The organism is Nitrospinota bacterium (assembly GCA_016208975.1).
In the GTDB taxonomy this organism is placed as follows: Bacteria; Nitrospinota_A; UBA7883; order UBA7883; family JACRLM01; genus JACQXA01.
On record JACQXA010000004.1, the window covers coordinates 453,162 to 480,102 of the forward strand.

The window sequence follows — 26,941 nt, forward strand, 5'->3', positions numbered from 1 at the left end:
CTTTAAGCCGCCTCTTTTTCTTCCACACGCTCGGCCACTCTCAGCTTGGCCGACCGCGCCCTGGGATTGGCCCCCGTCTCTTCATCACCGGCCGTCACCGGCTTTCTGGTGATAACGTTCACCGATTTTCTCTTGCCGCACACGCACACCGGAAGCCCCGGCGGGCATTCACAGCGGCCCGAAAGCCTGCTGAAAACGTCTTTTACTATCCTGTCCTCCAGGCTGTGGAAGGAGATCACCCCTATCCTGCCGCCCGGGTTGAGCCTCTCGGCCGCCTTCTCTATGGATTGGGCCAGGTTGTCCAGCTCGCCGTTCACCGCAATCCTCAACGCCTGGAACACCCTGGTGGCCGGATGGATGGGGCCGTGTTTCGCTCCGCCGGGCATGGCTTTTTCAACTATTTTCGCCAGCCTGCCGGTGGTGGCTATGGGCTCTCCAGCCCTCTCTTTTACGATTTCTTTGGCGATCCTGGCCGAATGGCGCTCTTCGCCATATCTGTAAAAGATCAAAGCCAGTTCCCTTTCTCCAAGGGTGTTCACCAGTCCGGCGGCGGTAAGGGATTGGGCTTTGTCCATCCGCATGTCCAGCGGACCGTTCTTGGAAAAGGAAAAACCCCGTGCGGGATCGTCCAAATGAAATGAAGAAACGCCCAGGTCCATCAAAACCGCGTCCGCCTTCGATACGCCCATACGGTCCATAACATCCCCCAGTTCGATGAAATGGGCCTTTTGCGCCCGAACCCTCGGGCCAAAAGGAGCAAGCCTGGCGGCGGCTCTTTCCACCGCCTCTTCGTCCCTGTCCAGCCCTATGAGAAGTTTCACCTCCGGAAACCTTCGCAGAACCGCCTCCGCATGGCCGCCACCGCCCAAAGTGGCGTCCACCACGACACTCTCCCCCCTGCCGAACAGGAAAGAGACAACCTCCTCCAGCAAAACAGGCACATGCTTCATCACGCCGGCCATTCCAATGGAAAACCGGCGAAACCGGCTTTCTAGTATCCGTACTGGCGGATGCGCTCCGACAATTCTCCCGCCGGAACCGACTGGCTAACCTGCCGGTACCGCTCCGCCGACCAGATCTCTATTTTCTTGACGCAACCTACTATCACCGCGTCTTTGTCTATCCCCGCGTACTCCCGGAGCCTGGCGGAAATTAACACCCTGCCGTTTTTCAAGGGGCATTCCTCGGCGTTGGCCGAGATGGCCCTCAAAAGATCCCCCTTTTCGGGGGTATAAGGCTCCGATGCCAGCTTCTCGTACCGCTCCAGCCATTGCCTGGCCGGATAGCCCGCCAAACACCGGTCCGATACTGTAACCACAAGAGGCGGCTCGTAAACTTCCATGAGCGCATCCCGCACCTTCGCCGGAAGATGGACCCTTCCCTTGGGATCCACACTTACTTCGTACGTGCCTATGAACATGCTCGCCTCTTGCCACTTTATGACACTTTATGACACCGTTCATAATATTAGCTAAACAAAGTAAGAGCGTCAAGCCTATTTAATCTATATTTAGCAAAAGCGCCCAGTTTCATTATTTAAAATTATCCCAGATTTATCAGATATTTATAGCTCAATTAATCCTAATAACATTTTAATATCATCTAATTTTTGTAAATAATATGCTAATTATATATAAATGTCAACCGGACTGTCAAAATAATGACGGGGGGAAATCCTGGTCAATTGAGAGCCGATGTCAACTGAATCCAAACCTGGCTGGACGTTCCATGGGCCGCGAATCCACGACGGTTAAAATTTGAAAAGGGTAAAAATTTTATAACCCGTTTCCCAATCCCCGAATCGTGATGATGGGTCACTGCGGCCAACAAAAAACGTAGCTTTCCAGGCGGCAAACCAGTGATGTTTAAAATCAGGTTTAAATAGCTTATTTAAACTCTTTGTTTATATAGGAGTAATTAATTTGAAAAAGCGGGGCGAATTGGTACTTAACTTGCTTTTTCCATTTCCGCATGAGCGCAAAAGTGGAAATCAAATTTCCGGAGAAGGAGATAATTGACCTTTATCTGGATCGAATGCTGGCGGAGAAAAGCGCATCCTCCCATACGTTGCGTGCATACTCCCTAGATCTCCGCCAGTTTTTCGATTTTCTCCGGAAACGGGGCGCCTGGAGCGACAACTCGGATGTTAAAACGTTTATTGCCATAGACTGCCCCGGCATACGGGCTTTCGTTGGGGCCCTGCATGCGCGGGGCCTGGCGCCCTCCGCCATTGAGCGGAAGATTTCCACTTTGCGTTCCTTTTTTTATTACCTTATGCTCATCGGCCTCATCCAGGCCAACCCGGCGCGTTCTGTTCCCCTCCCATCCAAGCCCAAAACCACCCCGGGCTTATTGACACCAGACGAAGCTTTCCTGCTAGTACAGGCGCCCGAAGGAGACGATTTCGCCGCCGTGCGCGACAAGGCCATCCTTGAGATGTTTTACGCCACCGGCCTGCGGGCCTCGGAGCTTGCCTCTTTGTCCATATCCTCCCTGGACATGGGGCGGTGTTTCGTGACCGTGATGGGCAAGGGGATGAAAGAGCGCATCACGCCCTTCGGCGGCAAGGCGGCCCAGGCCTTGCGCGAATGGCTGATGATAGCCACGCCCAAAGGCCCCGACGGTTTGGGGACTCCCCTGTTCTTAAACCAGCGCGGGGAGCGGCTGACCGTGCGTTCCATCCACGCGATCGTTAAGAAATGGGGCAGGAAAAGCGGGCTGGACCGGCCCGTGGCGCCCCACAGGCTCCGCCACAGTTTCGCAACCCATCTTTTGGATGGCGGGGCGGACCTGCGGCTTATCCAGGAAATGCTGGGCCATTCCAGCCTTTCCACCACCCAGAAGTACACACACGTAAGCCTGACCCAGCTTATGAAAGTTTACGACAGCGCCCATCCAAGGGCCCTTATCCAACGAAACCCTCGCGATGACAGACGTGTCAGGAAGGAAGAATCCCATGAACAACCTTAAACGCAAGATCACCCTGGACAGGTTCATGTCCTATCCCAGCCAGGTGGTGAGCCTGGCCAACCGGCGCGGGCTGGAAGTTGTGGTGTACGACTCCACCGGGCCAATCGCCCGCATCATGCCCTGCAGAAAAAACTCCATGGTGGCCATAACAAACCTCCGCAAAGAACCCGCCGAGGCGGTGGAAGCGGCGGTGTCGCAGGAGATAGGCTATCTAAGCGAGGTGACTTCCGAACAGCTGGACACTGGCGGCGTGTGGCGGCTGGACGATTACCTGAAAAAAGACATGGAGCGCCCGGCGTGGGTCTCCAGGCTTTCCAGGCTTTCCGTGTCCGGCCTTTTGAAAAAAGTGAAGGTTTTGGACTTCATTCCCAGCTCTGTCCGGGCGTAAAATAGCCCTCCATGGAGAGAGCTAAAGAATTAGGGGATTTAGTCCGCAAGGCCGAGGTGCTGGCCGAGGCCCTGCCTTACATGCAGAAGTTCCGGGGCAAGACCATCGTTATAAAGTACGGTGGCGCCGCCATGGTGCAGGAGGACTTGAAAAAGGTCTTCGCCAGGGACGTGATACTGCTAAAACACATCGGCATAAACCCCGTGGTTGTCCACGGGGGCGGCCCGCAGATTGGCGATTTCCTCAAACGGCTGAACATACCCACCCAGTTTATCCAGGGCATGCGCGTTACCGACGAGGCCACGGTGGACGTGGTGGAGATGGTACTGGTGGGCAAGGTGAACAAGGAGATAGTCTCCCTCATCAACGGCGCCGGTGGCCGGGCCGTGGGCCTTTCGGGAAAAGACGGCAACCTTATCCGCGCCGAAAAGCTATATGTGGAGAAGGCCGGGCCCGAGGTGGACAGGCCGGAAATAATAGACGTGGGGCTGGTGGGCAAAGTGACCGATGTGGACGCCACCGTTCTACGCGCTCTGGAAAACGCCGGGTTCATCCCAGTAATAGCCCCGGTGGGTTTCGGTGAAAACGGCGAAACTTACAATATCAACGCCGATTATGTGGCGGGGGCCGTGGCCGGAGCCCTGCGGGCAGACAAGGTGGTATTGCTTACAGACTCCTCCGGCGTGCTGGACGGCGACAAGAACCTTATTTCCGCCATAACGGAATCCGAAGCGAAAACGCTCATCGAAACCGGCGTAATCTCCGGCGGCATGTTACCTAAGGTGGACGCCTGTTTTTCCGCCCTGGACGCGGGCGTTCACAAAGCCCACATCATAGACGGCCGGGTGAAACACTCATCTTTGCTGGAGATTTTCACGGATACTGGAGTGGGGACGGAGATTAGGCGGGGGTAGGGGGTTTTCTTCGCGGTTTATCCCTTAGCTAAGCTTCGCCGGGGTCGCCGACCCCGGTTTATCACCACACATCAAGGCAACTACATGAGGTTGCCCTTACGCTAATAATCCGTGGTTTTGTAGTGGCGCCGCTTGCCGCGCCCTTGGGCAGGGCAAGTCCTGCCCCTGCCGCGGGAATCATCCATCATGGTTTGTGGCTCGGCAAACTCGCCATGACAATTTCCCGCTCCGCCGGGGTCGCTGACCCCGGGCATACACGCTTCTGATTCTCTCGCGCATCTGCCACCCTCCCCTTTCCCATCCCTCTTTCACTGCCTCTTTCACTATTTCCTGAATTGGCCGCTGGTCTTGCTGGATGTAATTCCGCAAAGCCTGATTAATGGCTGTTTGATAGCCGACCGCATCGCTTTCCGCTTTTTCCTTGAACCATTCAAGGGTAGAGTTGTCCACCCAAATGGTGATCCTGGTTTTTCCGGCGTTAGGAACAACCGGGCCGCGTTTCCCTTTGCTGAAGTCATAATCCTTTTTCATAATCACGCCTTTCTTTATGGGTCGCTTTGCGGGCCGAAATCAGCCGTATTTCATCATCGCCAGTTATCGAAAAAACAACTACGATCAATCCGCCTGTCATATCGCTACCAAGTGAAACGAATCTCTGTTCACTATGTCTTTGGTCTTCAATGGTAAGGGCCATGGGATCATCAAGAACTGTGGCGGCCATCGAAAACTTCACCCCATGCTTTTTCTCATTCAAGGCCGCCTTGACCGGATCCCATACGATTCTCATGCGATTATTATATGTATATTATATGCATACCGCAACACCAAGAGTCCATATTGATGGAATTAGTGGTTTTGTAGTGGCTCCGCTTGCCGCGCCCTTGGGCAGGGCAAGCCCTGCCCCTGCCGCGGGAATCATCCATCATGGTTTGTGGCTCGGCAAACTCGCCATGACAATTTCCCGCTCCGCCGGGGTCGCTGACCCCGGGCATACACGCTTCTGATTCTCTCGCGCATCTGCCACCCTCCCCTTTCCCGGAAGCAGAAGAACCGTGGTCAGCGACCACGGGGAAGCAGATGGGGGGGCTACCACGGGAAACGTAAATGATGTGGCATAAAGCGCGCATCCACCCCCACCCCTTCACGCAGTACGCCGGGATTATCCAAAACCCCGGCGTATAAAATCGCGCAATGTAACCGGTTACCGGCAATATCAGGGCGCTTTGATCTCCGCGGACTCCATGCTCTCCCCATCGGAACCAACGGCTGTCACCACGAAATAGTAGCTCTTGCCGCCTCCGGCCTTGGGATGGTTAAAAGATGGGCCGGATGCTGTATGGGTCATGGCGTCTGGAAGGTTTTTGTAACCCTTCATTGTCACCCCGGGAGCGGAGGCCATATATATGTTGTAAGACTTGGCCCCGTCCACGGCTTTCCATGAAAGGGTTATGAATATCATCCCGGTGTCGGCTTTCAACCCATCGGGGGCTTTCAGCATGCTTTCGCCTGCCAATGCGGAAGCAGGGTCAAGGACAGATAGCGCCAGGAAACCGGCCAGCGCCATAAGCGCCAGTCTTAACCTTTTCATTTTCAACCTCCTTCAAGGATGAAAGATGATTATTAGCCCCTATCGGGGCCGGTTCTTTTCTGTGCCTAATATTGTTCCCGGAAAGCCAAAAAGCAAGATTTTATATGCATCTTCTAAATTTTCGATGTACTGCGGCACAGGTTGTTAAGAATACAGGGTCGGGCGACCCCGGGGAAGCGTTAAGCGCGCTAGGGATTTTCAATCATGGCGCGGTTTCGCCAGGAACGGGTTTGGTGGTCCCTTTCTTCCAGTACACCAGCCCGCCGAGCATGACAAAGGTAAGGTCCATGGCGAAGCTCAAAACGCCAAGGCTTAAGGCCTGACCCGCGTCCAGCCCGGCATAGGTGAAGAAAAACACATACCCCCCCTCGCGCACACCGATGCCGGATATGGATACGGGAATCATCATCAACGCGGCTATTACAGGCACGAACACGCAGAAAGCCACGAAATCCACGTTGAATCCCAGGGCCAGCGAGGTCATGTAAACGCAGATGATACGGTTCATCTGCAAAGCCGCCGCGCCGGACAGGGCCATATACATAGCCGGGCCGGGTTTCATATAAGAGATGAACGCCGAGTGCAGTTTTAATAGTTTCGCTTTCAGCCCGTCGCGCCCGAACCAGTCCAACACAACAGCGCCAGCGCGGGTCATGGGGGTGGAGAAGAAAAACCCCGCCACGAAAAGCGCCGCCAGCGCCGTTACGGCCATGGTGGTCAGCTCTATCACCGGGGCGTCGGGCAGTCTGCCCGGGAACAGGGCCGCCGCAGTGGCCGCGATGCCGAACAGCATGATGTACCCCACCCCGCGAAACACCACCAGCGACGAAAGCGCCTCCGCAGTGTTCGAGATATACCGGGAAAGGCTAACCACCTTCACCACATCCGACCCCATTGACGATGGCATCACGAACCCGATGAAGTTGGACACCAGCAGTATGTCCAGCACCGGTTTGAAAGGCAGGTTGAACCCTTTTGTGGACAACATCGCCCGCCATGAGAACGCCACCACCATCTGCTCCATATATATCAACGCCAGCACCCCCGCCAGCCACAATGGATTGGCCGTAACGATGGCTTTCAAGAAAGCTGGAATGTCCACCTGGGTGAGGATGAGGGTGATTATCCCGCCGGAAACTATCAACTTGAGCAACCATGTTTTGCTCTTCTTCTCCGGTGGCTGGCGGGGCGCGTTATTGTCCATCATCAATCCAAAAGGTCAGGTGAAGTTGCTTTGCGAAAAGGGGGATTGTACGCCAGCGGGTTAACACAAGGCAATCGGGCCCACAATTTTTTCCGGCTTGGGACGGCCGCCTATTGACGGATGTTAACTACTGGTTTACAGTATTAAAGGTGATAATTACGATACGTCATAAGGGGCTTGATGCCTTTTACCACAAGGGGATAACGAAAGGGCTTCCCCAGAAGCTCGTCAAACGCATCGCTATCATATTGCCGGTTTTGGACGTGGCGGAGGACCATGGAGATTTGGACATTCCAGGTCTGGGTCTTCACCAGTTGAAAGGTGGAATGAGAGGCTATTGGGCCGTGTCCGTATCGGGTAATTGGCGTTTTGTTTTCAGGTTCAGGAACAAGGCCATATATGACCTGGACCTGGTTGACTATCATTGATGGAGATTAAGCTATGCCCATTAAAAACCCGCCCCATCCAGGCGAAACTATAAGGGAGCTATGCCTGAAGCCGCTCAAATTGTCCGTGACAGCGGCGGCGGCGGCCCTTGGTATAAGCCGTGTGTCTCTTTCCGAGCTGTTGAATGGCAAGAATGGCGTTTCACCCGAGATGGCCTACCGGCTGTCCAAGGCATTCGGTTCCACTCCGGAATTCTGGCTGAGGTTGCAAATGGGCTACGACCTCGCCCAAGTAAAGAAGTCAGCCTCAAAGTTCAAAATCAAGCGCATAGCCGCCTGATTGCCGGACAGGATTATTCGCGTTCCGGGAAGCCCCTGTCACGCCCCAAAATTTCCCGGTGACAAATTGCCGGATTGCCGCTATCATTTCTCTTTTGCTGGGCGGTTAACTCAGCGGGAGAGTGCCACCTTCACACGGTGGAAGCCGCAGGTTCAATCCCTGCACCGCCCACCATTTCAATCTACATCCCGGCATTTTTCAGAATCATCACCTTGAAATACCACGATTTTTCAAAGCCCGCTTCCACTTGAAGGCTCAATTTTTCGCCAAAAGCGAAGCGTGGCGCGTTAATATAGCTGGATTCATTCTTAACATTTTTTGGCGCCGTGAAAAAGAACAGCAAATTTAATTTCGCCCCCGGGGAGCGCAAGGCCATAGCTGGCCTATCGTCTGTAATCAGCCTCCGTATGCTGGGGCTTTCTTTCATGATACCCGTGTTTTCGGTTTACGCCACAAACCTGCCGGGCGCCACAACGCTTTTGGCTGGCGTGGCGTTCGGCATATATGGGCTGACCCAGGCCTTTTTGCAGATTCCGTTCGGCTTCATGTCCGACAAATACGGCAGACGCCCAGTAGTGGCGGGTGGCCTTTTCGTGTTCGGAGTAGGTAGCGTTATAGCCGCGATAACCACCAACATTTACATACTTATCGCCGCCAGGTTCCTGCAAGGGGCCGGGGCTGTGGCATCGGCATGTTTCGCGTGGATAGCCGACCTTACCGAGGAGTCCCGCAGGAACACGGCCATGGGTTTCATGGGCATGTCTGTGGGCATGGGCGTGGTTGGGGGCATGGTGCTGGGGCCGATATTGGCCGCCTGGTGGGGAGTGCCTTTCCTTTTCTGGCTTTCGGCCATTCTCTCGGCGGTGGCCATAACCATAACGCTGGGCTTTTTAAAAGAGCCTCCGGTGAACCAGCCCCATGTGAGCGCCGATTTCGAGCTTAACGCCAAATCCACCCTGTCCCACGCCCTTACGCCAGACCTTATCAAGCTGGACCTGGTGGGGTTTCTGGTTAACTCCACCATGATCGCCACCAACTTTTATGTGCCGCTGAAACTCAAGGAGACCCTTTCCATGGGCCAGTTGTGGAAAGTTTACCTGCCCCTGACAGTGCTGGGCGGGCTCACCATGATGTTCTCCTCCATGCGGGCGGACAAGGGCGACCCCAAAAAGATCATAATCACCGCACTCATAACCCTAACGGCCGGTTTTCTTGTGATGTCTTCATCGCAAGGGTTCTGGGTGGTGGTGGCGGGGTTCGCCCTGTTTTTCGCAGGCTTCTCGGTGCTGGAGGCCACGCTTCCGGCGGCGGTGTCCAAGCTTGCCAACCCGGCCCATCGCGGGTCCATCATTGGCGTATATAACCTGAGCCAGTTCTTTGGCGTGTTCATAGGCGGAGCCCTGGCGGGATTGTTAAGCTCGGCCCATAGCGGGGCGCTGTTCCTGATAATGGCCGGGGCGGCGGCCTCGGCGGCCATATTGGTGGGGGCGGCAAAGGGTGTGCGCCCGGTGGCCCCGGAAATGGTCGCCTGAAAGCCGGATGATTGTCCCCCGGGCGGGGCTCCATGAAAAAGCGGAGAAACGCAAAACTGGTTAGCCGCATAATGGCCTCGGTGAAAAGCGCCGGAACCAGGCCCGAAATAATCCTAAGAAAAGGTGTTTGGGCAAAAGGTTTGAGATACAGGCTTCACGATTCGCGCCTGCCCGGCAAGCCGGACATGGTTTTCACCTCGGCCAGGCTGGCCGTTTTCGTGGATGGGGATTTCTGGCATGGCAACCAGTGGAGGCTGAGAGGCTTTAATAGCCTGGAGGAGCAGTTGAAAGGCCTTCGCAACAAACCGTACTGGGAGCGCAAGATTAAAAGAAACATGGAGCGGGACCGCCAGGTAAACCATGCCCTCCGCCGGGGGGGCTGGCGCGTGGTGCGGATATGGGAAAGCCAGATAACAAAACAGCCGGACAGGGCCATTAACCGGATATTTAACGCTGTTTCCCGTTGGAAGCCGCAACTCATCGTTCAGCCTAAATGACCCGGGGCGCCCATAAGACTTTCGCCGAATTTTTCGCCGGGGTGGGGCTCGTGCGGCTGGGCCTTTCGCGGGCGGGCTGGGAATGCGTTTTCGCCAACGACATAGACAAAACCAAGGCGGCCATCTATAAAAACAATTTCGAGGGCAACCATTTCGTCCTGGGCGATGTGCGCCATTTAAAACCTTCCCAAATACCCCCATGCGCCTTGGCCACGGCATCTTTCCCCTGCACCGACATATCCCTGGCCGGAGCCCGGCGCGGCATTCGCGGAAAACAGTCTGGCGCTTTTTTCGGGTTCGCCTCCAGGCTTGCAGGCATGAGAAGCGCAAAACCGAAACTCCTGCTTTTAGAGAACGTCCCGGGCCTGCTCACCGTCAACGGCGGCAAAGACATCCACGAAACTCTCAAGACCCTGAACGAACTCGGCTATGGGGTTGACATGTTCGTGATGGACGCCCGGTGGTTCACGCCGCAAAGCAGGCCCCGGTTATTTGTGGTGGGGGTTCATGGAGCCGGGAGAAAAGGGGACGTGGCGGGGTTGACGGGGCGTGATGAAAAACTACGCCCCAAAACGCTTGTACGGGTGGCCTCCTCGCTAGAGGACATCAAATGGGCGTTAAATCCCATCCCCGCGCCGCCCCGGAATGTGTCCATTAAACTGCGGGACATTATCGAAGATGTTCCCGATGAAAACTTTTGGCCCGGCGAAGAGGTGGAAAACCTGTTAAGGCAGATGAGCGAGAAAAACATTTCAACCGTAAAGCAGTCGCTCAATAGCAAGTCGTGGGTACACGCCACGGTATTCCGCCGGGTGCGGAAAAACCAGGTGGCGGCGGAACCCCGGTTCGACGGCGTGGCGGGGTGTTTACGCACACCCCGGGGCGGCAGTAGCAGGCAGATCCTTTTACGGCTGGGGTACGGGCGGGTGGAAGCCCGTTACCTGACAGCCCGGGAATATGGCAGGCTTCAGGGCGCTCCGGACGATTTTGTTATTCCGCCCAGGCAGAACGCCGGGCTTTTCGCATTTGGCGACGCCGTATGCGTTCCCGTCATCCAATGGATAGGCGAAAACGTTTTAAACCATCTGGCTTAAAAGGAACCAGCTCATGAACGACAGGATAGACGCCCTATACAAAAAGATCCGGGAGCTGGAGAAGGAACTGGAAGAGGCCATAACCCGCGCCGGGGAAGAGCTTAGCTACCACCTGGAGGAGCGGCGGATACGCTTCGAAAGGAGCGCGCTGGAGCTTCACCGCAGGCTTAAAAAACCGCTATTAAAATTCATTGGCGAGGCCAGCGTATCCCATGCGCTCACAGCTCCGGTGGTTTATTCGCTCATTTTCCCGATGGTACTGCTGGACATCTTCGTGACCGTTTATCAATGGATATGCTTCCCGGTGTACGGTATCAAGAAAGTGCCCCGGAGCGATTTTATCGCCGTAGACCGCCATCACCTGGCGTATCTGAACATCCTCGAAAAGGTGAACTGCGTATATTGCGGTTATGGCAACGGCCTTTTGTCATACGCCAGGGAAGTGGCCGCCAGGACGGAAAATTACTGGTGCCCCATCAAACACGCCACGCGGATAAAATCCCCCCATTCGCAATACCACAAGTTCGCCCGGTACGGCGACGCGGAAGGATACCGGGAGCTTATCGGCAAACCCGCGCCCAAAGCCGGGGAGAATGGCGAAAACAACGGGGCGTGACATTTTTCATCCCCGTTCCATTCACAAGGATGTTGTGTTAAATTACGGCATCCTGTATTCATTGAATTTACCAAAGGCGCGGTTAGGCTCATGGAAGAGGAAATTAAGCCACTAATCCTCGCGGTGGATGACGAGGAGGACAACCTTGCCCTTTTAAAGGGCAGGCTCACCCGCAGGGGATACGAGGTGCATTGCGTATCGTCCGGGGATCTGGCTTTAAAAACGCTTGAAGACATCTCGCCGGACCTGATATTGCTGGACGTGATGATGCCCGGCATGGACGGTTATGAGACTTGCAAACAGATAAAAAGCCGCTCCACCAGCGAATTTCTGCCCATAATCCTGCTCACAGCCAAGGATGACAAGGAATCCAAGATAAAGGGGCTGGAGATCGGGGCCGACGATTATGTAACCAAACCTTTTGACATGGACGAGCTTGTAGCCCGCATCCGGGCCATGCTCCGCATCCGCGCCCTCCAGCAAGCCCTTGCCGACACCAAAAAAGAGGTGCGAAGGCTGGAGGGCGAGCTTAAGGGCCGTTACGCTTTCGACAACATTATAGGCGTGTCCGAGGCCATGCGGGAGGTGTTCGAGAAGATGCGCGGCGCCGCCGCCATCACAAGCCCCGTCATAATCACGGGGGAGTCGGGCACCGGCAAGGAGCTGGTGGCCAGGGGTATCCATTACGCCAGCCCGCTGGCGGCGAGGCCGTTCGTGCCGGTAAACTGCGCCTCTTTGCCGTCGGATCTTATAGAGTCGGAGCTGTTCGGGCATAAGAAGGGGTCGTTCACCGGGGCGGTGTCGTCCTCCATCGGCCTTTTCAAGAGCGCCGATGGTGGCACCATTTTCCTGGACGAGATAGGCGAGCTTCCCAAAGAGGCCCAGGCCAAGCTGTTACGCGTCCTGCAGGAAGGGGCCGTGCGGCCGGTTGGCGGGACAGAAGAGGTGAAAATAAACGTCCGCGTCATCGCCGCCACCAACGTGGACCTGGAAGAGGCGGTGGAGGAAGGAAGGTTCCGGGAAGACCTTTATTACCGTATCACCGTTTTGCCAATAGAGCTTCCCCCGTTGAAAAACCGGCGGGCGGACCTGCCCATACTGGCCTCCCATTTCATAAAGAAGTTCAACGAGAAGTTCAACAGGAACATAAAGGGGCTGAGCGATTCGGGAATGGAAGCTCTGATAAATTACGACTGGCCAGGCAACGTCCGGGAGTTTCAGAACGTCATAGAACGCTGTTACATATATCCCGACGTGGAATGGATAGAGGCCAAGCACCTTAGCCTGCGCGGAGGGTTGCGAAAGAAGGAGCCCGCCGCCGCGGAAACGCCAGCCAAGCCAGATGAAACTGGCGATAAAATGCCCACCCTGGAGGAGGCTGAAAAGGCTTTGATCGAGCGGGCTCTCCAGGTGGCCGACAGCAACAAGGCCAAGGCCGCCAAATTGCTGGGCATACACCGTTCCAGGCTTTATAAAAAGCTGGAATATTATGGTTTGGCGTTGTAAATTGCCGTAATGGGCTTATTACCCGTTTTCTGGAAAGTTCCAATGATCACAGAAAAACCGGCTGTAAAGATCCGCAACAGGGGCTTTTGCTTCCCCGTTGGCTGGATTACTACGGGTTTAAAGGTGGCGCTGACAGGCGCGTTCTTCTCGATTTTCAGCGTCACGCCAGCCTCCGCCGTTACATGGGACAGGGTGACCCTCCACGGTTACCTCGACCTTGAATACACCCAGGCCACCAAACCCGAGGGGGAGGACGACCCTTCATCCCCCGGCGCCGACAACGGCTCGTTCGACCAGCATCATTTCAACCTGCTGACGGACATCCATGTGGCTCCAGACCTTTGGGTGAAAGCCCATGTGGAGTTTGATCATGGGGCGGACAGTGAGCTGGGGCAAGGAGGAATAATCCTGGAGTACGGCTTTGGCGAATATGTCATGCGCGAATGGCTCAAATTCCGCGGCGGCAAGGCGCTTACCCCTTACGGCATATATAACGAGATCCACGACGCCACCCCAGCCTTCATAAGCGTTTCCGTGCCCGAAATGATCTACAAATCTGAAAGGCGTGGCGGATTCGCCATGATGCCCAAATGGATTACGGGCTTGTACGCGCTGGGCGAGACTCCCGTTGGGAAAAGGCAAAACAATTTCGACTATGTGTTCTATGTGGGCAACGGCGAGTCTGTCGGGGTGAATGAAGCCCAACACGACGCCAACCCCAACAAAGCCGTGGGCGGAAGACTTCAATACTCCATGGACGACGACAAGTTCATGGGCGGGGTTTCATACTATTACGGAGACAAGGCCGTTTCCGAAGACAACCTTTCGCAAAACCACTGGGGCTACATTGTCTCCCTAAATTACAACGCGTATCCGTTGAACCTGATGGGCGAGTATGGCCAGTCCAAGCTTGGCTCCAGAACGTTATACGCATGGTACGGACAGGCCAGTTACGCGCTGGGGAGGTTCACCCCTTACGCCAGGTATCAGTCCATAGACCCAAGCGACAACGAGGCGGACGATTTCTGGAACGCGCTGACCTTGGGGCTGAACATAAAGGCCAACAACAACCTGTTCTTCAAGTTCGAATGGAACGATAACAGGCGCGGCGAGAACAATAACGACATACTGACGCCGGGGAACGAGGATTTCAGCGAGTTCCGCTCGGCGATAACCATATTTTTCTAAGACGGATGAAATTCAACTTTCGGTCTTGGGCTTTGGTGACGGCGCTTTGCGGCGCCATACTCGCCACCGGCTTGCCTTGGGCGGGCGTGGCGGAGAACGCCCAGGCCGCATCCAAGCGGGAGATACTGGTTATAGTCAACCGGGCCAGCGGCTTAAGTTCCATGTCCCGGTCGGAGCTGTCCAGCATTTTTCTGGGTAAAAGAAGGGTGTGGGCCAACGGTGATTCAATTAAACCCTGCGACCTGCAGGAGCCGGGGATGGACGAGGAGCGCACGGCCATGGCCAGCTTCAGCCAGACATACCTTGGGAAAGACATCGCATCCCTCAAGCATTACTGGATAAGGATGATATTCTCCGGCGCCGGGGAGCCTCCGCAAGTCTTCAAACGGGCCGAGGACGTCATCCGGTACGTTTCAGGGAACGCCGAGGCCATCGGCTACGTTTACGAAGACCAGGTGACCCCGGACGTGAAGGTCGCGCCGGTAAGCGATTAAGGGCTTTCCGGTGAAGTGTCCACAGGCCCGGAAGGCGCCCGGCGGGCGATTGAACGATACGAGGATGTCAGGAGCGCCGCTCAATCTGTGAAAAACACCACCATAAAAGCCAGGCTTTGGACGGGGGCGGCCATGTTCCTGGCTTTTTACATATTGATGTGGATCCTGTCATATTACACATCGCTTAATATCAGCTCCAACCTGGATCCATCCAAGGTGGACGTGATGCGGCAGGCCGACCAACTGCACCACTCCCTGACCGACGTGGAACAGAAGCTTAACGAAGCCGCCCAGAGCAAGGAACCGGACCTGGTGGCAGACGCGTCCAGGCGCGCTGAGGATTTCAAAAAAGCCGTGGCGAAACTCCGCGCCGTGGACGAAACCAACCGGGCGGACTATGACCTGGTGGAAAAAGAGTTCGACCGCTATTTCATCAGCGCCAGAGAGGCTTCCATCGCCATCATCCGGGAGGGGGAGCTTACCGGCGAGGTGCTGGCCCTGGCCAGGGAGATGAACGAAAGCCTGCCTCCATTGCGGCGGGATGTGGACAAGATCACCGACCGGAGCTACAACACATTTTCCGCGCTGTTAGACAAATCAGTGCGGAGCGCCTCTCTGCTGGTCACCCAGAATTTCGTGGTACTCATTTCGGTGGTGATGCTTTGGGCCATAATCTTCCCCATGATAATCCGCTCAATTATTTTGCCCATCGAAAAGCTGGTGTACGCCACCAACGAGCTGGCCCAGGGTAACCTGGAAACCCAGGCTGAGGTGAGCAGGATGGACGAGATCGGGGTGCTGGCGGTGTCGTTCAACCGGATGGCCAGGGCGTTGAAAGACAAGAACGCCGCGCTGGAAAAAACCACCAGCGAGCTTAAGACATCCCTGGAAATCCGCAAGGAAATGCAAAAAAGGATAGTGGAGGCCAACCGGGACCTTACCGCCGCCAACGCCCGGCTAATGGAGGCCGACAGGCTAAAGTCCGACTTCCTGGCCTCCATGTCCCATGAGTTGCGCACGCCGCTCAACGCCATCATCAACTTTACCGACCAGATAATAGAGGACTGGGACTATCTGGAGAAAGATAAAAAATGGGCTGGCGAAGCCAAAGAAATGCTCACCAGGGTTTATAAAAGCTCCAGACACCTGCTCTCGCTGATAAACGACCTTCTGGATCTGGCCAAGATAGAGTCCGGCCACATGGGGTTGGACCTGGCGCAGACAGACCTGAGGGAAATCGTGGCCGAAAGCATAGCTTCCGTGTCGTCGCTGGCGAAGGCAAAAGGTCTGGAGTTGAAGTCCACAGCCCCTGCCCAGCTGGCGCAATTCACCCTGGATGAGCGCCGTGTGCTTCAGATACTCATCAACCTGCTTTCCAACGCCATAAAGTTCACCGAAACAGGCTCCGTGACAGTAAAAATCGAAACCCCCCAGGATTATCCTGAAGGAGCGTTGATAAAAGTGGTGGATACGGGGGTAGGTATCCCGGAAAGTTATTTATCGGTGATCTTTGACCGGTTCCGGCAGGTTGATGGGGGCGATTCCAGGAAACACGCGGGTACCGGACTGGGTCTGAACCTGGTTAAAGAACTGGCGGAATTGCATGGCGGATCGGTAAAAGTGGAAAGCGAAGTGGGGAAAGGCTCAACCTTCATTGTCCACCTCCCATTTGTCGCCAGCGAAACGAAAAACGAGTCGTAAACAGGCTCAAAGACCGGCCCTTGCGCAGGTGATGTAGCGTTACCTCCAAAACGGCCTTCAACCTTCCAAGAACCGTAGCTTCCAAAGCCAGGCCAGCCTGTGGATAACTTATGGAAAACTTCTTCCTATAATTGCCAACTCTCTCTTTTTTAATAATTTACATATCAGCGCCACACCCCCCACAATGGGTTTACCCCTTTATCTATCAATATGATACGCGAGCCACAGTTGAAAACACCAAGTATTTTCCAACTGTGTCCATCCTAATACAAATTTTTTCCACATTAGCAAGGGCGAAATTGGAAAAAACCGTTTGCCATAAAGTGGCCCATCCTGCTTCTATTGCAAGATTTTCCCTGTTTTCAACGATAAAAAATGTGTTTTTAAAACCGTTAATTTTGCAGAGTCAGATAGCATGGTTCCTTGTTGGGGGATATGATGTGGCTATTGGTTATCAGCGCCCATTTATCCCTGCGACGCAAGAAGACGCAAGAAATAAAAGCCACAATTTGTTAGTTTTTTAACGCTTAAACCATGAACTCGCCAAAATCCGGCTCCCCTGACCGCCGCTTACCGGGAACCGTGGTAGTTTTGGGCCTTGTAAGTTTCTTCAACGACATCGCCAGCGACATGATAATCCCCCTGTTGCCGGTGTTTCTCACCACGGTTCTGGGGGCAGGCCCAGCGGCGCTTGGGCTGATGGAGGGTTTGGCCGAATCCGCCTCTAGCCTTTTAAAACTCTGGTCTGGAAAACTGGTGGACAAGGGCGCCAGCCAAAAACGGTTGGCGCTAGCGGGCTACATTGTGTCCAACGCGGCCAGGCCTTTTCTAGCCATGGCGGGAAGCTGGCCGATGGCGTTGACCTTGCGGTTCGCCGACAGGGTGGGCAAAGGGTTAAGGACCACCCCAAGGGATTCGTTGCTATCCCGGTCGGTGGACAAAAATAACCGCGGCAGGGCTTTCGGGTTCCACCGTTCCATGGATCACGCCGGAGCCATGGTGGGCCCTTTGGTTGCGGCAGGTCTTCTGGCATTTGGGCTGGGCATGCGGGATGTGTTTCTTCTGTCGGTGATTCCCGGGGTGGCGGCTGTGTTGTTGTTGGCCTTGGGCGCCAGGGAGCCAGAACCCGCCGCCCGGCCCGTGGAGCCCGTGTCCGAGCCTATAATTCCATGGAGGGAACTGGACAGGAAAGCCCGGGCCATGATTATCGCTGGAGGCGGGTTGGCGCTGGCCACCGCGCCCGACGCTTTTTTCGCGTTATGGTTGTCGCAGGCGGGTGTCCAGCTGGAGCTTATCCCGGCGTTATGGGCGGCGGGCCATCTGGTGAAGGCCGTGGTGGCCATGCCCGCAGGCAGGCTTTCGGACAACCACGGGCGGTTCCGGGTGGCGATTTCCGCCTGGATCCTCCGGGGCGCTGTGGTAGCGGTGATTCCGTGGTTCGAAGGTGTTGGCCCGGCCGCCGGGCTTTTTATGCTCTACTGCGCGGCGGCGGCGGGCTCCGAGGGGGCCGAGCGGGCGTTGATAGGCGACAGCGCAAGGCCCGGCGTTTCCGGAGCGGCCTTCGGAATGTATCACATGACGGTGGGGATTATGGCTTTGCCTGGCGCTTTGTTGTTTGGGGCTGTTTGGCAGGTATCCGGCCCGAAAGAGGCGTTCGGGCTATCGTGCGCGCTTACGATATTGTCGGCGGGCGCGGCGCTTATGGCCGTGAATAACAAGCGGGGACGGGGCCGTGGCCATGCCTGAGGGAGTGCACATACCCACGGGGGGCCCGTCCGCCGCAAAATGAAAACCTATCGTTTCTCCACAGGCGTGTAGTCCCGCCGGGCCGGGCCCACATACAGCTGGCGCGGCCTGCCTATCTTCATGGTTTTCTCGTTCATCATCTCGTTCCACTGGCTTATCCAGCCTATCGTCCTGCCGATGACGAACATCACAGTGAACATGCTGGTGGGTATGCGAATGGCCCTCAGGATGATTCCCGAATAAAAATCCACATTCGGATAAAGCTTCTTCTCGATAAAATACTCGTCTTTTAACGCTATTTCCTCCAGCCGCATGGCTATCTCGAAAAGAGGCTCGTCCACCTTCATTTCCTTGAGCACTTCCATGCAGGCTTTACGGATTATCTTCGCCCTGGGGTCGTAATTTTTGTAAACGCGGTGGCCGAAGCCCATCAGCCTGAAGGGGTCGTTCTTGTCCTTGGCCCGTTCCACGGCCTTTTCCACGTGTTTGGGGTCGCCAATATGCTCCAGCATTTTTATCACCGCCTCGTTGGCCCCGCCGTGGGCAGGCCCCCATAGCGCGCCCACCCCGGCGGATATGCAAGCGAAGGGATTTGCCTGGGACGACCCGGCCAGCCTCACCGTGGAGGTGGAGGCGTTCTGCTCATGGTCGGCGTGCAGGAGGAACAAAAGGTCCAGCGCCTTGGCCGCAACCGGGTTTACGTGGTAATCCTCGGTTGGGAACGAGAACATCATGTGAAGGAAATTTTCCGAGTATTTAAGCTTGTTCCTCGGGTACGCGAATGGCTCCCCCCGGGAGAACCGGTAAGCGCCAGCGGCTATTGTGGGCATCTTGGCTATCAGCCTGTGGGCGGAAATCTCCCGGTGGCGCGGGTTCCAGATGTCCAGCGAGTCGTGATAGAAAGAGGACAAAGCCCCCACCACGCCCACCGTGATGGCCATGGGGTGCGCGTCCCGCCTGAAGCCGTTATAGAAGTTGTGGAGCCCCTCGTGCACCATGGTGTGGTGGGAGATGATACCCCTGAACCCGGCAAGCTCATGTTGCGTGGGCAGATGGCCGTACCAGAGAAGGTAGCAAACTTCCATGAAGTCGCTCTTCTCCGCCAACTGTTCAATGGGGTAACCCCTGTACAGGAGGACCCCCTCGTCGCCATCTATGAAAGTTATGGCGCTTTCGCAGGCGGCGGTGGCGGTGAACCCGGGGTCGTAAGTGAACATTCCAAGCCCCTGGTACAGCCCCCCAATGTCTATGACCGGTTGGCCGTGGACGCCCCGCTTTATGGGAAGCTCCACGGATTTGCCTGTGGAGTTGTCGGTAATGGTGACTGTGTCTTTAGACATATTGGCCAGCCTCTTCCCGCAATATTTAGTTTAAGGGAGCTTTACGTGCGCCCCGTCGCACCATGGGCTCATCTTGGTATGCTTGCACATGCACCATGGAACCTTGCCGCTCTCGGTGATTTTCACCTCTTTTGGCTCAATCCCCGTGCCTTTGTGCGCCCCATCGCAGAACGGCTGGTTGGCCGAACGCCCGCAGGCGCACCACCAGTAGACACCTGGCTCCATGTGTAATACGAGAGGATTTTTCTTGACCACCACAGGCTCTCCGGCCATCTTCACCCCCAACAAAAACAGGTTCGTAAAGAAAAGGGTCCAGTTGTAAAAAACAACCTATCATACCCTCCACCGGGGCGCATCTGAAAAAGATATGGCAAAACCATATTATGCTTGCCATTGCTACCGGTTATGAGCTAAATTATTACCAGCTTTTTTTTAGTTGCCGCCGGGGTCTTCGGGGGCCCCGGCAATTTTTGCTTCCCCCTGCAATCATCATCCACTTCACTATATATGCGGCGCCAAAATGCCCGTGGTTTATACGCGGCATGACGCCGGATACACGGATTCCGCCACCGGAAGTTACGGCCTTAAACTTACCGGCGGCCCCTGGGGCCGGGCCAACAACGCCTTGGGTTTGGCCAATGGCGCGATTACGGTCAGCAATAACGTTCTAACCGGGCAGGACGGCGATGAGCCAGCCGCGGAAGTTTATTACCGCTGGCAGATGGGCGAGAACCTCGGCCTTGCCGCTGACGGACATTATCTTACCAACCTTGGGCGGCCCATGAACCGGGATGAGGCCGTTTTTGGAATCGGCGCTCCGGCGGATTTTTAGCCAAACGGAGGCGCCCGCCCTTTGGACACCCCCGTTTTCATCTTGTTTTCATCTTTGACAACGCCTTGAATCACAAATAGAATGGTGTTTGCCGGCTGGGGGCTGGCGCGGTAATCCCGCCTTGGCCTGGCGGGTGATAAAAATAAGGCCATTACGGGCCTAAACATTTTTTACGGACAATGGCAGGCCTTATCGAACCGAAGGAATCACCGGCGGCCTTGGCGCTGGCATACGGCAAGATCGCCAAAAGCCTGCATGGCATGGGCGAGAAGGCGCTGGCGCTAGAGGTTTTGGACAGCGGAGCCAAAAAACTTCCCGAAGCCGCCGGAATCCACATCGCCCGGGGCGAGATATTCATATCCAGCTACAACGCCGAAAACCGGGCCGACTATCTGAAAGCCGCGCTGGAGAGCCTGGAGACGGCCATCCATCTGGATCCCCAAAATTACCTGGCAAGGCTGTTGGCCAGCCAGATTTATGTTCGAGCGAAAAAGGCATCCCGCGCCAAGGCGCTCCTTGAGGATATTCTTAAGACAACTCCCGGCGACGACAGGGCCACTGCGCTTCTCAACATGATCGTGGAAGCCCAAAAGGCGGCCCAGGCCAGGAAGGAAGAAGCGGCCAGACGGGCGGCCGAAGAGCAGGCCAAGGCCGCCGCGCCCGTTCTGGAGCCAGCGCCTGCGGCGCCTGAGGCCATAGCCGAAGTGCCCCCCCCCGCTCCCGCCGAACCGCCCGCCACCGAGACATTGGGCGAGGGAGAAGAAGATGAAAACGAGCCGGGCGATATCATCATATCCGGCGGGGGCGCCGCCGATACCGGCGGCAAAGGCCAGTGGGGCCTCGACGAAAAAGTGGTGATAGGCGCCCATGAGGATGAAACCGAAGAAGAGATGGCCCAGGAGAACCTGGTGGCCAAGCTCCCCATCTTCTCAAGGCTCGAAGGGATGATGGGCATTTTCCTGCTGGACGCCAACGGCCAGCCTTTCAAGATAATAAACAAGGCCAAGCTGGACGAGAACGTCCTGCCGTCGCTTATATTCAACCTGTTCAAGACATCGGTCAACGGCGTCCGCCGAAGCGGCCTGGGCAGTTTCCAGCGGGGAACGCTGGTCACGCCCATCGGCACCCTTCTGGTGGCCAACGCCTTTTACGCCACCATCGCCCTTATGGTGGATAACGACTCCAACATGCAGGTGGTGGAAACCAGGTTGCAACGCTACTTGAGCGAGGTGACGGGGTGAGCCAGCTAAAGCCGATACTCAAGGTACTTTGCGGCGTGTCCGGGGTGCGCGGCGCGGTGATCATAACCAAGGACGGCATGGTGATAGACTCCATGCTGGAACCGCCGTTCGACGCGGAAACGATGGCGGCATTCATGTCGCAGATCGCGGTGACGATCACCAATTCGCTGGCCAGCATGGGCGTGAAAGAATTCACGCGGTACGTCATGCAGTCCAACAGCGGCAGGATATACATGATGGACCTGGGCAAGTCGGCATTGTTAGCCCTTACCGAGGGAAACGCGGATCAGGGCAGGATGAACGTTGCCCTGTTCCAGGCCGCCAACGAGATCAAGAAATCCGGTCGTATAGACGTTTGATGGCCCACGGTTTTTTGGAGACCTGAGGGAAGTGCAACTTAATTACGCGAAACGCGAAGTCTCGTGCAAGCTTGTGTACTACGGGCCGGGCATGAGCGGTAAAACCACCAACCTGGAAATAATACACCAGCGGGTGCCCGACCAGAATAAGGGGGAGATGACATCCATCGCCACCGAGGGGGACAGGACGCTGTTCTTCGATTTCCTGCCGCTGGACCTGGGCCAGGTGCGGGGGATGAACACCAAGTTCCAGCTTTACACGGTTCCGGGCCAGGTGTATTACGCCTCCACCCGCAAGCTTGTGCTTCAGGGGGCGGACGGGGTCATATTCGTCGCGGACTCCCAGCGGGAGAAACTGGACGAGAACATCGAGTCGCTCAAAGACCTGCAACAAAACCTGGAAGACTACGGGCTGAAAATAGAAGAGTTGCCCATGGTTATCCAGTGGAACAAGCGGGACCTGCCCAACGCCATGCCCGTCGAAGAGCTCAACGAGAAGATAAACTGGATGCGCGCCGCCACCACCACCGCCGTGGCGGCCACCGGCGAAGGGGTCTTGAACACGCTGAAACTTTGCGCGTCGCTGATCCTGGACCGGCTTAACGCCAAGGAGCCCGGCTCCGCGGCCAAACCCCAGAAGGCGGAAGCGGCCCAGGCCCCAGCCCCCGAGGCTCCTCCTGAGAAGAAAGAGATATTCGTAGCCAAGGTCAACGCGGACCAGATATCCAAGAGCTATTTCACCCAGTACTGCCAGGTGCAGTACCGCCTGGCCTCCAGGACCGACGAAGTTGATGATTTCAAGAAATTCTCCCCGGAGGACAAGCAGAAGCTCCTGGACTCGCTCATGAATTTCGTGCTTCTGCTCCAGGACGCCAAGAAAAGAGGCATCGCCGCCCCCAAGGAGGATGTGGACGCCCAGGTGGCCGAGTATCTGAAGAGGTTCAAGAGCCGCGAGGATGTGGACGGGTATCTTTCCCGCAGAAAGCTCACGCTGGACAATTTGCGCAACGAAGCCACGAAAAATGTGATAATAAGCAAAATCATACAGAAGGTAATCCCAAACCTTAACGAGAGGCTGAAGATTACCGAAAGCGAGGTGCGGGATTTTCATTCCGCCAACGCCGCGCGGTTCGGTGGCAGGCCGCTGGACGCGGCGAAGGCCGAGGTGATAGCCGCCATAAAGGGGCAAAGGAAGAAATCCCTGCTCGATGAGCTTTTCATGAGGCTCAGGCAGGAGGCGAATATAACCGTGTTCAAGGAAAATCTGTAAGACAGGCTGGAAGGTCGGCGAAACATGAAGGACGAAAAGCTCCGCGAAAAGCGGATGGTGTATTACAAGGAGGATTTCGACCAGATTGAGAAGCTTATGGAGGAATACCTTAAGCTGTCCAATTCCCGGTGCGTGTTCCTCATAGACAAGGAAGGCCATCTTGTGACCCAGCGTGGGATGACCCAAACGTTCAACGCCGAGACCCTCTCGGCGCTGGTGGCGGGCGCTTTCGCGGCCACCAAGGAGATGGCGCGCCTGCTTGGCGAAACGGAATTCACCGTGATGTTCCACCAGGGCAAGAAAGACAACATACACCTTTCGCTGGTTGGGGACAGGTCCATCGTGGCCACGGTTTTCGACGAGAAGACCACTGTGGGAATGGTGAACCTCTACTCCAAGGAGCTTACGGGAAAACTGGTGAGGATATTCGAAATAGCGTTGAAACGCCAGCCCCAGGAACAGCCGATGGAGGCGGACTATTCCGATTCGGTGCAGAACCGCCTCGACGACATGTTCAAGGAATGACCCTTGGCCGGCCTTCGCCTGAAGGACGCGGCCTTATTCACGCATATGGCCTCATGATTAAATTCGCCCGCTTCATCATGGCCCTGGCCGCGGTCGCCGCTTTGGCGGCCGCCCCCCCTTCTTTCGGAGAGGGCAAGGTGGACGAGGCCCGGTTCGCGCCAGTCTCGGAGCTTTCCGTGGGGGACATAGAGCATGACCCGGAGATGAAAAAATCTTTCTCCATATGGCTTGAGGCGCTCCATAAAGGGGACGAGGCTTCTTCCTTCGCCGAGACCAACAGGATGCTGGAGGGGATGAACCGGCTTGGCACCCGCAACCTTTATCCTTTGTCGGACGCGTGCATAGCCCTGGCCCGGTCGGCCCTTACCGGCGGTGACGCGGCCAAGGCGGTCACGGCGGCGAGGTACGCGACGTTTTTCGCTCCAGACTCCGCCCAGGCCCATTTCTTCCTGGCGCGGGCCATATTCGCCAAGAACAAGGCCGACGTTTCGGCGGCGGGCATGAGCGCGTTCACGGGGTTTAAGAAACTGCTGACCGACAGGATCCAGCGGGACCTGTTCATATCCCAGGCGGCCCTTTACATGTTGCTGGCGGTGGGCACGGCTTTTGTAATCACATTCATAGCGCTTTTCGCCCAAAGCCATCAGGCGGTGCTTTCCAACATAACCTCGTTCTTCCCTGCGGCCCAGCACGGTTTCTGGCGGCCACTGGTTGGCGCCATGGTCATACTGGCGCCGCTGGCGGTGGGCGGCTGGCAGATATTTATCATATCGTTGCCGCTGTTCCTGTGGCCCTGCTCACGGCGCGGGGCAAGGGTGTTGATGGTGATTTTCGCGGCGTTCGTGCTGTCGGCCCCGTATCTTTTCATGAACATGGCAAGAGGCGCCGCCATGGCATCCGCGGACACATACAGGTCGCTTTACCTGCTCTCCCAAAGCACATGGGACCACGACACAAAGCTTGCCCTGGAGCGGGAGCGGGCGCGCAATCCGGAAGACACGCTGGTGGCTTTCGCCCTGGGGCTTCTAAACAAAAGCAGGAAAGACAGGCCCGCCGCCGTGGAGGCATTCGACGCGGCCCTGGCGCAGGACCCGCGGGACATCCGGACGCTGATAAACAAGGGCAACGCATATTATGTGGCCCGGGAATATGAAGACGCGGTGGCCATGTACCGGGAAGCCATGGAGGCCGACCCCCAATCGGTTGAGGCGCATTTCAACCTCTCGGTCACCTTCAACGAAATGTTGCGCACGAAAGACTCGGAGGGGGAATACAACAAGGCCAACGTCATAGACCCCAAGAGGACGCAGGAGTTGGTGGAACTTACAAAGGACCAGGAGCATGACCGCAAGGTGGTGGATTTCCCCATCACCGACGCGGACTTGAAATCATACGAGCAGGCGGCCGAGGAGCGGACGATGAGCGTGGGCGCGTCCATGTGGAGCGTCTATTTCGGCGCCATCACCATGAAGACGTACCTGGGCATCACCGCCGGTTTCATCGCGCTACTGGCCCTTTCCCACGTTTACTGGATGCGCAGGGTCTCCCACGAGGTGTGCTCTTCTTGCGCGTCTCCGTTCCTGCCCCCCATCAAGCTGGGGCCGGAGCTTCCGCAGTGCAACCAGTGCGTGGCGGCGCAGATAACCAAGGCCGGCGTATCCTCGGCCAAGAAAGACAAGAAGCGCAAGGAGATAAGGGAAAGCAAGGAGCGCCGCAGGATGGCGGCTGTGGTGATGGACAGGATAATCCCCGGCGCGGGACGGATATACGCCCACGAGTACATTTCGGGCCTGTTGTTCAGCGTGCTCACCAGCATGATACTGGTCTACGGCGCGGGTTTTATCATGCCGGACCTTATGGAGCGGGAAGGCGCCATGACGGACGCGCTGAAACTTTACATCCCGTTCATCGCGGTGGCGGCGGTTTACTGGGCCCTGATGAACACGGCCCTGAAAAGGGAGTTCTACTAGGTCATGGCCTTACAGGGAAGCCTGGACGATTTTAACATCCTCAACATTCTCCAGATGATAAAGCTGGAGGGCAAGACGGGAAGGCTTACCATTACCGAGGGTGAAGACCTGGTGAAAATCACCTTCGACAACGGGGCCATAATATTCGCCGAATGCGCCCCAGGCCGGGAGGAGGCCCGCATTAAAGGCACCCTTATCGGCAACAGGATAGTGGACCTGCAGGCGTGGAACGAAACGAAAAAAGAGCATGAAGACTCCTTAAAACCATACTGGGAGCTTCTCGCCAAAAGATTGCCATTGCCGACGCTGGTGGAGCTTATAAAGCGCCAGGTGCTGGACAACGTGTATTACGCCCTGCGGTGGAAAAAGGGGACCTACGAGTTCACCCCCATGAAAGGGATCAAGTACAACGACAAGATCATGCCCCCCATGGACGTGGACGCGGTGCTGATGGAGGGATGCAGGATAGCTGACGAATGGCCCAGGATAACGGCGGCCATCCCGCCGCTGGGCACATACATCATGAAGAACATCCTTGCCGAGGACGAGTATGAGTCGCTGGCGTTAAAAGGGCCCGAAACCGGGGTGGATTTCCAGACTTCCATCGAGTACGAGATACTCATGGCGCGAGGGATGCGCCTTTCCCCGTCCGAGGTGAATGTCCTGTCGGTCATAGGGCACGGGATGACCATCCAGACAGCGCTGGACGCGGCCAGGCAAGGGCATTTCACAAGCCTGGAGGCCATCCAGAGCCTGTTCCGCACGGGCATCCTGAAAGCCGGCGCCAAGAAAAAAGACACAACCGTAGCCGTGGACAACACGGGAAACACCGCCCGGATTGCCACAGTGGGGGCGCTGGGAGTCATCCTGGCGGCTGGTTTGGCGTGGCAGATTTTCTCATGGCCCAAGTTTGTGGAGGCCCGCAAAGAGGGGATAATAGAGGTCAAGTCCATGCAAGCCGCTGGACAGCTAAACAAGATAGAACGGGCGTTGAAAATCTACACCACCCTCAATGGCGCGCCGCCGCAAAACCTCAAGGCTCTGGTGGAGAAAGGGGCGCTGGAAAAGAGCGGCCTTTCAGACCCATGGGGAAACCCATACCAATACTCGTTGAAAAACGACCGGTTCATTTTATACTCCACAGGGCCTGACACGTTCCTGGGGGCCGACAATATCTATATTCCCAGCCAGTCCTCCCCCCGGCCCGCCGCGACAGCGCCGGACGAGAACACATGACCGC

Annotated in this window: 30 protein-coding genes and 1 tRNA gene; 23 read left to right on the forward strand and 8 right to left on the reverse strand. The window is 56.2% G+C overall.

Annotated features, from left to right (window positions below; translation table 11 throughout):
* Nucleotides 1–2: 2 nt before the first annotated feature.
* Together rsmH and HY751_05730 are read right to left on the reverse strand one after the other, a co-directional pair.
* Nucleotides 3–950 carry a 16S rRNA (cytosine(1402)-N(4))-methyltransferase RsmH gene (gene rsmH / locus HY751_05725; protein MBI4665897.1) on the reverse strand — a complete coding sequence of 316 codons (948 nt, stop codon included), beginning with the start codon at nt 948–950 and terminating at the stop codon, nt 3–5.
* A gap of 41 nt (nt 951–991) precedes the next feature.
* Nucleotides 992–1,420, reverse strand: a complete 429-nt coding sequence (locus tag HY751_05730) for a division/cell wall cluster transcriptional repressor MraZ (protein ID MBI4665898.1) — start codon at nt 1,418–1,420, stop codon at nt 992–994.
* Nucleotides 1,421–1,983: 563 nt separating this feature from the next.
* Between HY751_05730 and HY751_05735 the strand changes: the two genes are divergently transcribed.
* The 3 genes from HY751_05735 to argB are packed head-to-tail and all read left to right on the forward strand — an operon-like array spanning nt 1,984 to nt 4,272.
* Nucleotides 1,984–2,970: a tyrosine recombinase XerC gene (locus HY751_05735; GenBank protein MBI4665899.1), complete on the forward strand. Its 987-nt coding sequence runs from the start codon at nt 1,984–1,986 to the stop codon at nt 2,968–2,970.
* Nucleotides 2,957–3,358, forward strand: a complete 402-nt coding sequence (locus tag HY751_05740) for a hypothetical protein (protein MBI4665900.1) — start codon at nt 2,957–2,959, stop codon at nt 3,356–3,358. The genes HY751_05735 and HY751_05740 overlap by 14 nt, the downstream gene beginning before the upstream one ends.
* Nucleotides 3,359–3,369: 11 nt before the next feature.
* Complete coding sequence (gene argB / locus HY751_05745; protein ID MBI4665901.1) at nt 3,370–4,272, forward strand: acetylglutamate kinase; 903 nt, start codon at nt 3,370–3,372, stop codon at nt 4,270–4,272.
* Nucleotides 4,273–4,449: 177 nt separating this feature from the next.
* Here argB and HY751_05750 read toward each other — a convergent pair whose 3' ends face one another.
* The 4 genes from HY751_05750 to HY751_05765 form a co-directional block, all read right to left on the reverse strand.
* A complete protein-coding gene (locus HY751_05750; GenBank protein ID MBI4665902.1) occupies nt 4,450–4,803 on the reverse strand; it encodes a BrnA antitoxin family protein in 354 nt (117 codons plus the stop codon).
* Nucleotides 4,787–5,059: a BrnT family toxin gene (locus tag HY751_05755; protein MBI4665903.1), complete on the reverse strand. Its 273-nt coding sequence runs from the start codon at nt 5,057–5,059 to the stop codon at nt 4,787–4,789. The genes HY751_05750 and HY751_05755 overlap by 17 nt, the downstream gene beginning before the upstream one ends.
* Before the next feature lie 426 nt (nt 5,060–5,485).
* Nucleotides 5,486–5,860 (reverse strand): hypothetical protein, encoded by a 375-nt coding sequence (locus tag HY751_05760; protein ID MBI4665904.1) that lies wholly within the window; start codon nt 5,858–5,860, stop codon nt 5,486–5,488.
* Between the two features lie 202 nt (nt 5,861–6,062).
* Nucleotides 6,063–7,067 carry a flippase-like domain-containing protein gene (locus tag HY751_05765; GenBank protein MBI4665905.1) on the reverse strand — a complete coding sequence of 335 codons (1,005 nt, stop codon included), beginning with the start codon at nt 7,065–7,067 and terminating at the stop codon, nt 6,063–6,065.
* 146 nt (nt 7,068–7,213) lie between these two features.
* Between HY751_05765 and HY751_05770 the strand changes: the two genes are divergently transcribed.
* The 13 genes from HY751_05770 (at nt 7,214) to HY751_05830 (ending at nt 18,164) form a co-directional block, all read left to right on the forward strand.
* Nucleotides 7,214–7,492, forward strand: a complete 279-nt coding sequence (locus HY751_05770; GenBank protein ID MBI4665906.1) for a type II toxin-antitoxin system RelE/ParE family toxin — start codon at nt 7,214–7,216, stop codon at nt 7,490–7,492.
* 13 nt (nt 7,493–7,505) lie between these two features.
* Nucleotides 7,506–7,790 carry a HigA family addiction module antidote protein gene (locus tag HY751_05775; protein MBI4665907.1) on the forward strand — a complete coding sequence of 95 codons (285 nt, stop codon included), beginning with the start codon at nt 7,506–7,508 and terminating at the stop codon, nt 7,788–7,790.
* 99 nt (nt 7,791–7,889) lie between these two features.
* Nucleotides 7,890–7,964: transfer RNA gene (locus tag HY751_05780), tRNA-Val, on the forward strand.
* Nucleotides 7,965–8,116: 152 nt separating this feature from the next.
* Complete coding sequence (locus HY751_05785; protein ID MBI4665908.1) at nt 8,117–9,322, forward strand: MFS transporter; 1,206 nt, start codon at nt 8,117–8,119, stop codon at nt 9,320–9,322.
* Between the two features lie 32 nt (nt 9,323–9,354).
* A complete protein-coding gene (locus HY751_05790) occupies nt 9,355–9,819 on the forward strand; it encodes a very short patch repair endonuclease (GenBank protein ID MBI4665909.1) in 465 nt (154 codons plus the stop codon).
* Nucleotides 9,816–10,913: a DNA (cytosine-5-)-methyltransferase gene (gene dcm, locus HY751_05795; protein MBI4665910.1), complete on the forward strand. Its 1,098-nt coding sequence runs from the start codon at nt 9,816–9,818 to the stop codon at nt 10,911–10,913. The genes HY751_05790 and dcm overlap by 4 nt, the downstream gene beginning before the upstream one ends.
* Before the next feature lie 13 nt (nt 10,914–10,926).
* A complete protein-coding gene (locus tag HY751_05800; GenBank protein ID MBI4665911.1) occupies nt 10,927–11,529 on the forward strand; it encodes a hypothetical protein in 603 nt (200 codons plus the stop codon).
* Between the two features lie 90 nt (nt 11,530–11,619).
* Entirely contained in the window at nt 11,620–13,035 is a 1,416-nt protein-coding gene (locus HY751_05805) for a sigma-54-dependent Fis family transcriptional regulator (GenBank protein MBI4665912.1), read from the forward strand.
* A gap of 42 nt (nt 13,036–13,077) precedes the next feature.
* Nucleotides 13,078–14,223: a hypothetical protein gene (locus tag HY751_05810; GenBank protein ID MBI4665913.1), complete on the forward strand. Its 1,146-nt coding sequence runs from the start codon at nt 13,078–13,080 to the stop codon at nt 14,221–14,223.
* Nucleotides 14,224–14,228: 5 nt separating this feature from the next.
* Entirely contained in the window at nt 14,229–14,717 is a 489-nt protein-coding gene (locus HY751_05815) for a hypothetical protein (protein MBI4665914.1), read from the forward strand.
* Nucleotides 14,718–14,732: 15 nt separating this feature from the next.
* Nucleotides 14,733–16,418, forward strand: a complete 1,686-nt coding sequence (locus HY751_05820; protein MBI4665915.1) for a HAMP domain-containing protein — start codon at nt 14,733–14,735, stop codon at nt 16,416–16,418.
* A 299-nt stretch (nt 16,419–16,717) separates the two neighbouring features.
* The gene (locus tag HY751_05825) at nt 16,718–16,942 is read left to right on the forward strand and encodes a hypothetical protein (protein MBI4665916.1); all 225 of its coding nucleotides are present in this window, start codon (nt 16,718–16,720) and stop codon (nt 16,940–16,942) included.
* Nucleotides 16,943–16,952: 10 nt separating this feature from the next.
* A complete protein-coding gene (locus HY751_05830; protein ID MBI4665917.1) occupies nt 16,953–18,164 on the forward strand; it encodes an MFS transporter in 1,212 nt (403 codons plus the stop codon).
* A gap of 47 nt (nt 18,165–18,211) precedes the next feature.
* Here HY751_05830 and HY751_05835 read toward each other — a convergent pair whose 3' ends face one another.
* Nucleotides 18,212–19,504 carry a citrate synthase gene (locus HY751_05835; protein MBI4665918.1) on the reverse strand — a complete coding sequence of 431 codons (1,293 nt, stop codon included), beginning with the start codon at nt 19,502–19,504 and terminating at the stop codon, nt 18,212–18,214.
* Between the two features lie 30 nt (nt 19,505–19,534).
* Complete coding sequence (locus HY751_05840; protein ID MBI4665919.1) at nt 19,535–19,777, reverse strand: CDGSH iron-sulfur domain-containing protein; 243 nt, start codon at nt 19,775–19,777, stop codon at nt 19,535–19,537.
* A gap of 247 nt (nt 19,778–20,024) precedes the next feature.
* On the opposite strand from HY751_05840, the gene HY751_05845 reads away from it, so the two are divergent.
* The 7 genes from HY751_05845 to HY751_05875 all read left to right on the forward strand — a co-directional run bounded on the left by HY751_05845 (nt 20,025) and on the right by HY751_05875 (nt 26,937).
* Entirely contained in the window at nt 20,025–20,336 is a 312-nt protein-coding gene (locus HY751_05845; GenBank protein MBI4665920.1) for a carbohydrate porin, read from the forward strand.
* Nucleotides 20,337–20,515: 179 nt separating this feature from the next.
* A complete protein-coding gene (locus tag HY751_05850; GenBank protein MBI4665921.1) occupies nt 20,516–21,577 on the forward strand; it encodes a tetratricopeptide repeat protein in 1,062 nt (353 codons plus the stop codon).
* Complete coding sequence (locus HY751_05855; GenBank protein MBI4665922.1) at nt 21,574–21,936, forward strand: roadblock/LC7 domain-containing protein; 363 nt, start codon at nt 21,574–21,576, stop codon at nt 21,934–21,936. The genes HY751_05850 and HY751_05855 overlap by 4 nt, the downstream gene beginning before the upstream one ends.
* Before the next feature lie 31 nt (nt 21,937–21,967).
* Nucleotides 21,968–23,206, forward strand: coding sequence for a SurA N-terminal domain-containing protein (locus HY751_05860; GenBank protein ID MBI4665923.1), 1,239 nt, complete (start codon nt 21,968–21,970; stop codon nt 23,204–23,206).
* Nucleotides 23,207–23,230: 24 nt separating this feature from the next.
* Nucleotides 23,231–23,731 carry a roadblock/LC7 domain-containing protein gene (locus HY751_05865; GenBank protein ID MBI4665924.1) on the forward strand — a complete coding sequence of 167 codons (501 nt, stop codon included), beginning with the start codon at nt 23,231–23,233 and terminating at the stop codon, nt 23,729–23,731.
* Nucleotides 23,732–23,784: 53 nt separating this feature from the next.
* Complete coding sequence (locus HY751_05870) at nt 23,785–25,701, forward strand: tetratricopeptide repeat protein (protein MBI4665925.1); 1,917 nt, start codon at nt 23,785–23,787, stop codon at nt 25,699–25,701.
* Between the two features lie 3 nt (nt 25,702–25,704).
* On the forward strand, nt 25,705–26,937 hold the full coding sequence (locus HY751_05875; GenBank protein ID MBI4665926.1) for a DUF4388 domain-containing protein: 1,233 nt from the start codon (nt 25,705–25,707) through the stop codon (nt 26,935–26,937).
* Nucleotides 26,938–26,941: the final 4 nt, after the last annotated feature.

Coding starts and splice junctions, on each gene's coding strand:
- HY751_05815 (MBI4665914.1), top strand. CDS start 14,229: ATGAAATTCAACTTTCGGTCTTGGGCTTTGGTGACGGCGCTTTGCGGC.
- HY751_05800 (MBI4665911.1), top strand. CDS start 10,927: ATGAACGACAGGATAGACGCCCTATACAAAAAGATCCGGGAGCTGGAG.
- HY751_05875 (MBI4665926.1), top strand. CDS start 25,705: ATGGCCTTACAGGGAAGCCTGGACGATTTTAACATCCTCAACATTCTC.
- HY751_05845 (MBI4665920.1), top strand. CDS start 20,025: ATGCCCGTGGTTTATACGCGGCATGACGCCGGATACACGGATTCCGCC.
- HY751_05750 (MBI4665902.1), bottom strand. CDS start 4,803: ATGAAAAAGGATTATGACTTCAGCAAAGGGAAACGCGGCCCGGTTGTT.
- HY751_05765 (MBI4665905.1), bottom strand. CDS start 7,067: ATGATGGACAATAACGCGCCCCGCCAGCCACCGGAGAAGAAGAGCAAA.
- HY751_05830 (MBI4665917.1), top strand. CDS start 16,953: ATGAACTCGCCAAAATCCGGCTCCCCTGACCGCCGCTTACCGGGAACC.
- HY751_05790 (MBI4665909.1), top strand. CDS start 9,355: ATGAAAAAGCGGAGAAACGCAAAACTGGTTAGCCGCATAATGGCCTCG.
- HY751_05755 (MBI4665903.1), bottom strand. CDS start 5,059: ATGAGAATCGTATGGGATCCGGTCAAGGCGGCCTTGAATGAGAAAAAG.
- dcm (MBI4665910.1), top strand. CDS start 9,816: ATGACCCGGGGCGCCCATAAGACTTTCGCCGAATTTTTCGCCGGGGTG.
- argB (MBI4665901.1), top strand. CDS start 3,370: ATGGAGAGAGCTAAAGAATTAGGGGATTTAGTCCGCAAGGCCGAGGTG.
- HY751_05810 (MBI4665913.1), top strand. CDS start 13,078: ATGATCACAGAAAAACCGGCTGTAAAGATCCGCAACAGGGGCTTTTGC.
- HY751_05840 (MBI4665919.1), bottom strand. CDS start 19,777: ATGGCCGGAGAGCCTGTGGTGGTCAAGAAAAATCCTCTCGTATTACAC.
- HY751_05870 (MBI4665925.1), top strand. CDS start 23,785: ATGATTAAATTCGCCCGCTTCATCATGGCCCTGGCCGCGGTCGCCGCT.
- rsmH (MBI4665897.1), bottom strand. CDS start 950: ATGAAGCATGTGCCTGTTTTGCTGGAGGAGGTTGTCTCTTTCCTGTTC.
- HY751_05730 (MBI4665898.1), bottom strand. CDS start 1,420: ATGTTCATAGGCACGTACGAAGTAAGTGTGGATCCCAAGGGAAGGGTC.
- HY751_05775 (MBI4665907.1), top strand. CDS start 7,506: ATGCCCATTAAAAACCCGCCCCATCCAGGCGAAACTATAAGGGAGCTA.
- HY751_05805 (MBI4665912.1), top strand. CDS start 11,620: ATGGAAGAGGAAATTAAGCCACTAATCCTCGCGGTGGATGACGAGGAG.
- HY751_05740 (MBI4665900.1), top strand. CDS start 2,957: ATGAACAACCTTAAACGCAAGATCACCCTGGACAGGTTCATGTCCTAT.
- HY751_05760 (MBI4665904.1), bottom strand. CDS start 5,860: ATGAAAAGGTTAAGACTGGCGCTTATGGCGCTGGCCGGTTTCCTGGCG.
- HY751_05865 (MBI4665924.1), top strand. CDS start 23,231: ATGAAGGACGAAAAGCTCCGCGAAAAGCGGATGGTGTATTACAAGGAG.
- HY751_05850 (MBI4665921.1), top strand. CDS start 20,516: ATGGCAGGCCTTATCGAACCGAAGGAATCACCGGCGGCCTTGGCGCTG.
- HY751_05835 (MBI4665918.1), bottom strand. CDS start 19,504: ATGTCTAAAGACACAGTCACCATTACCGACAACTCCACAGGCAAATCC.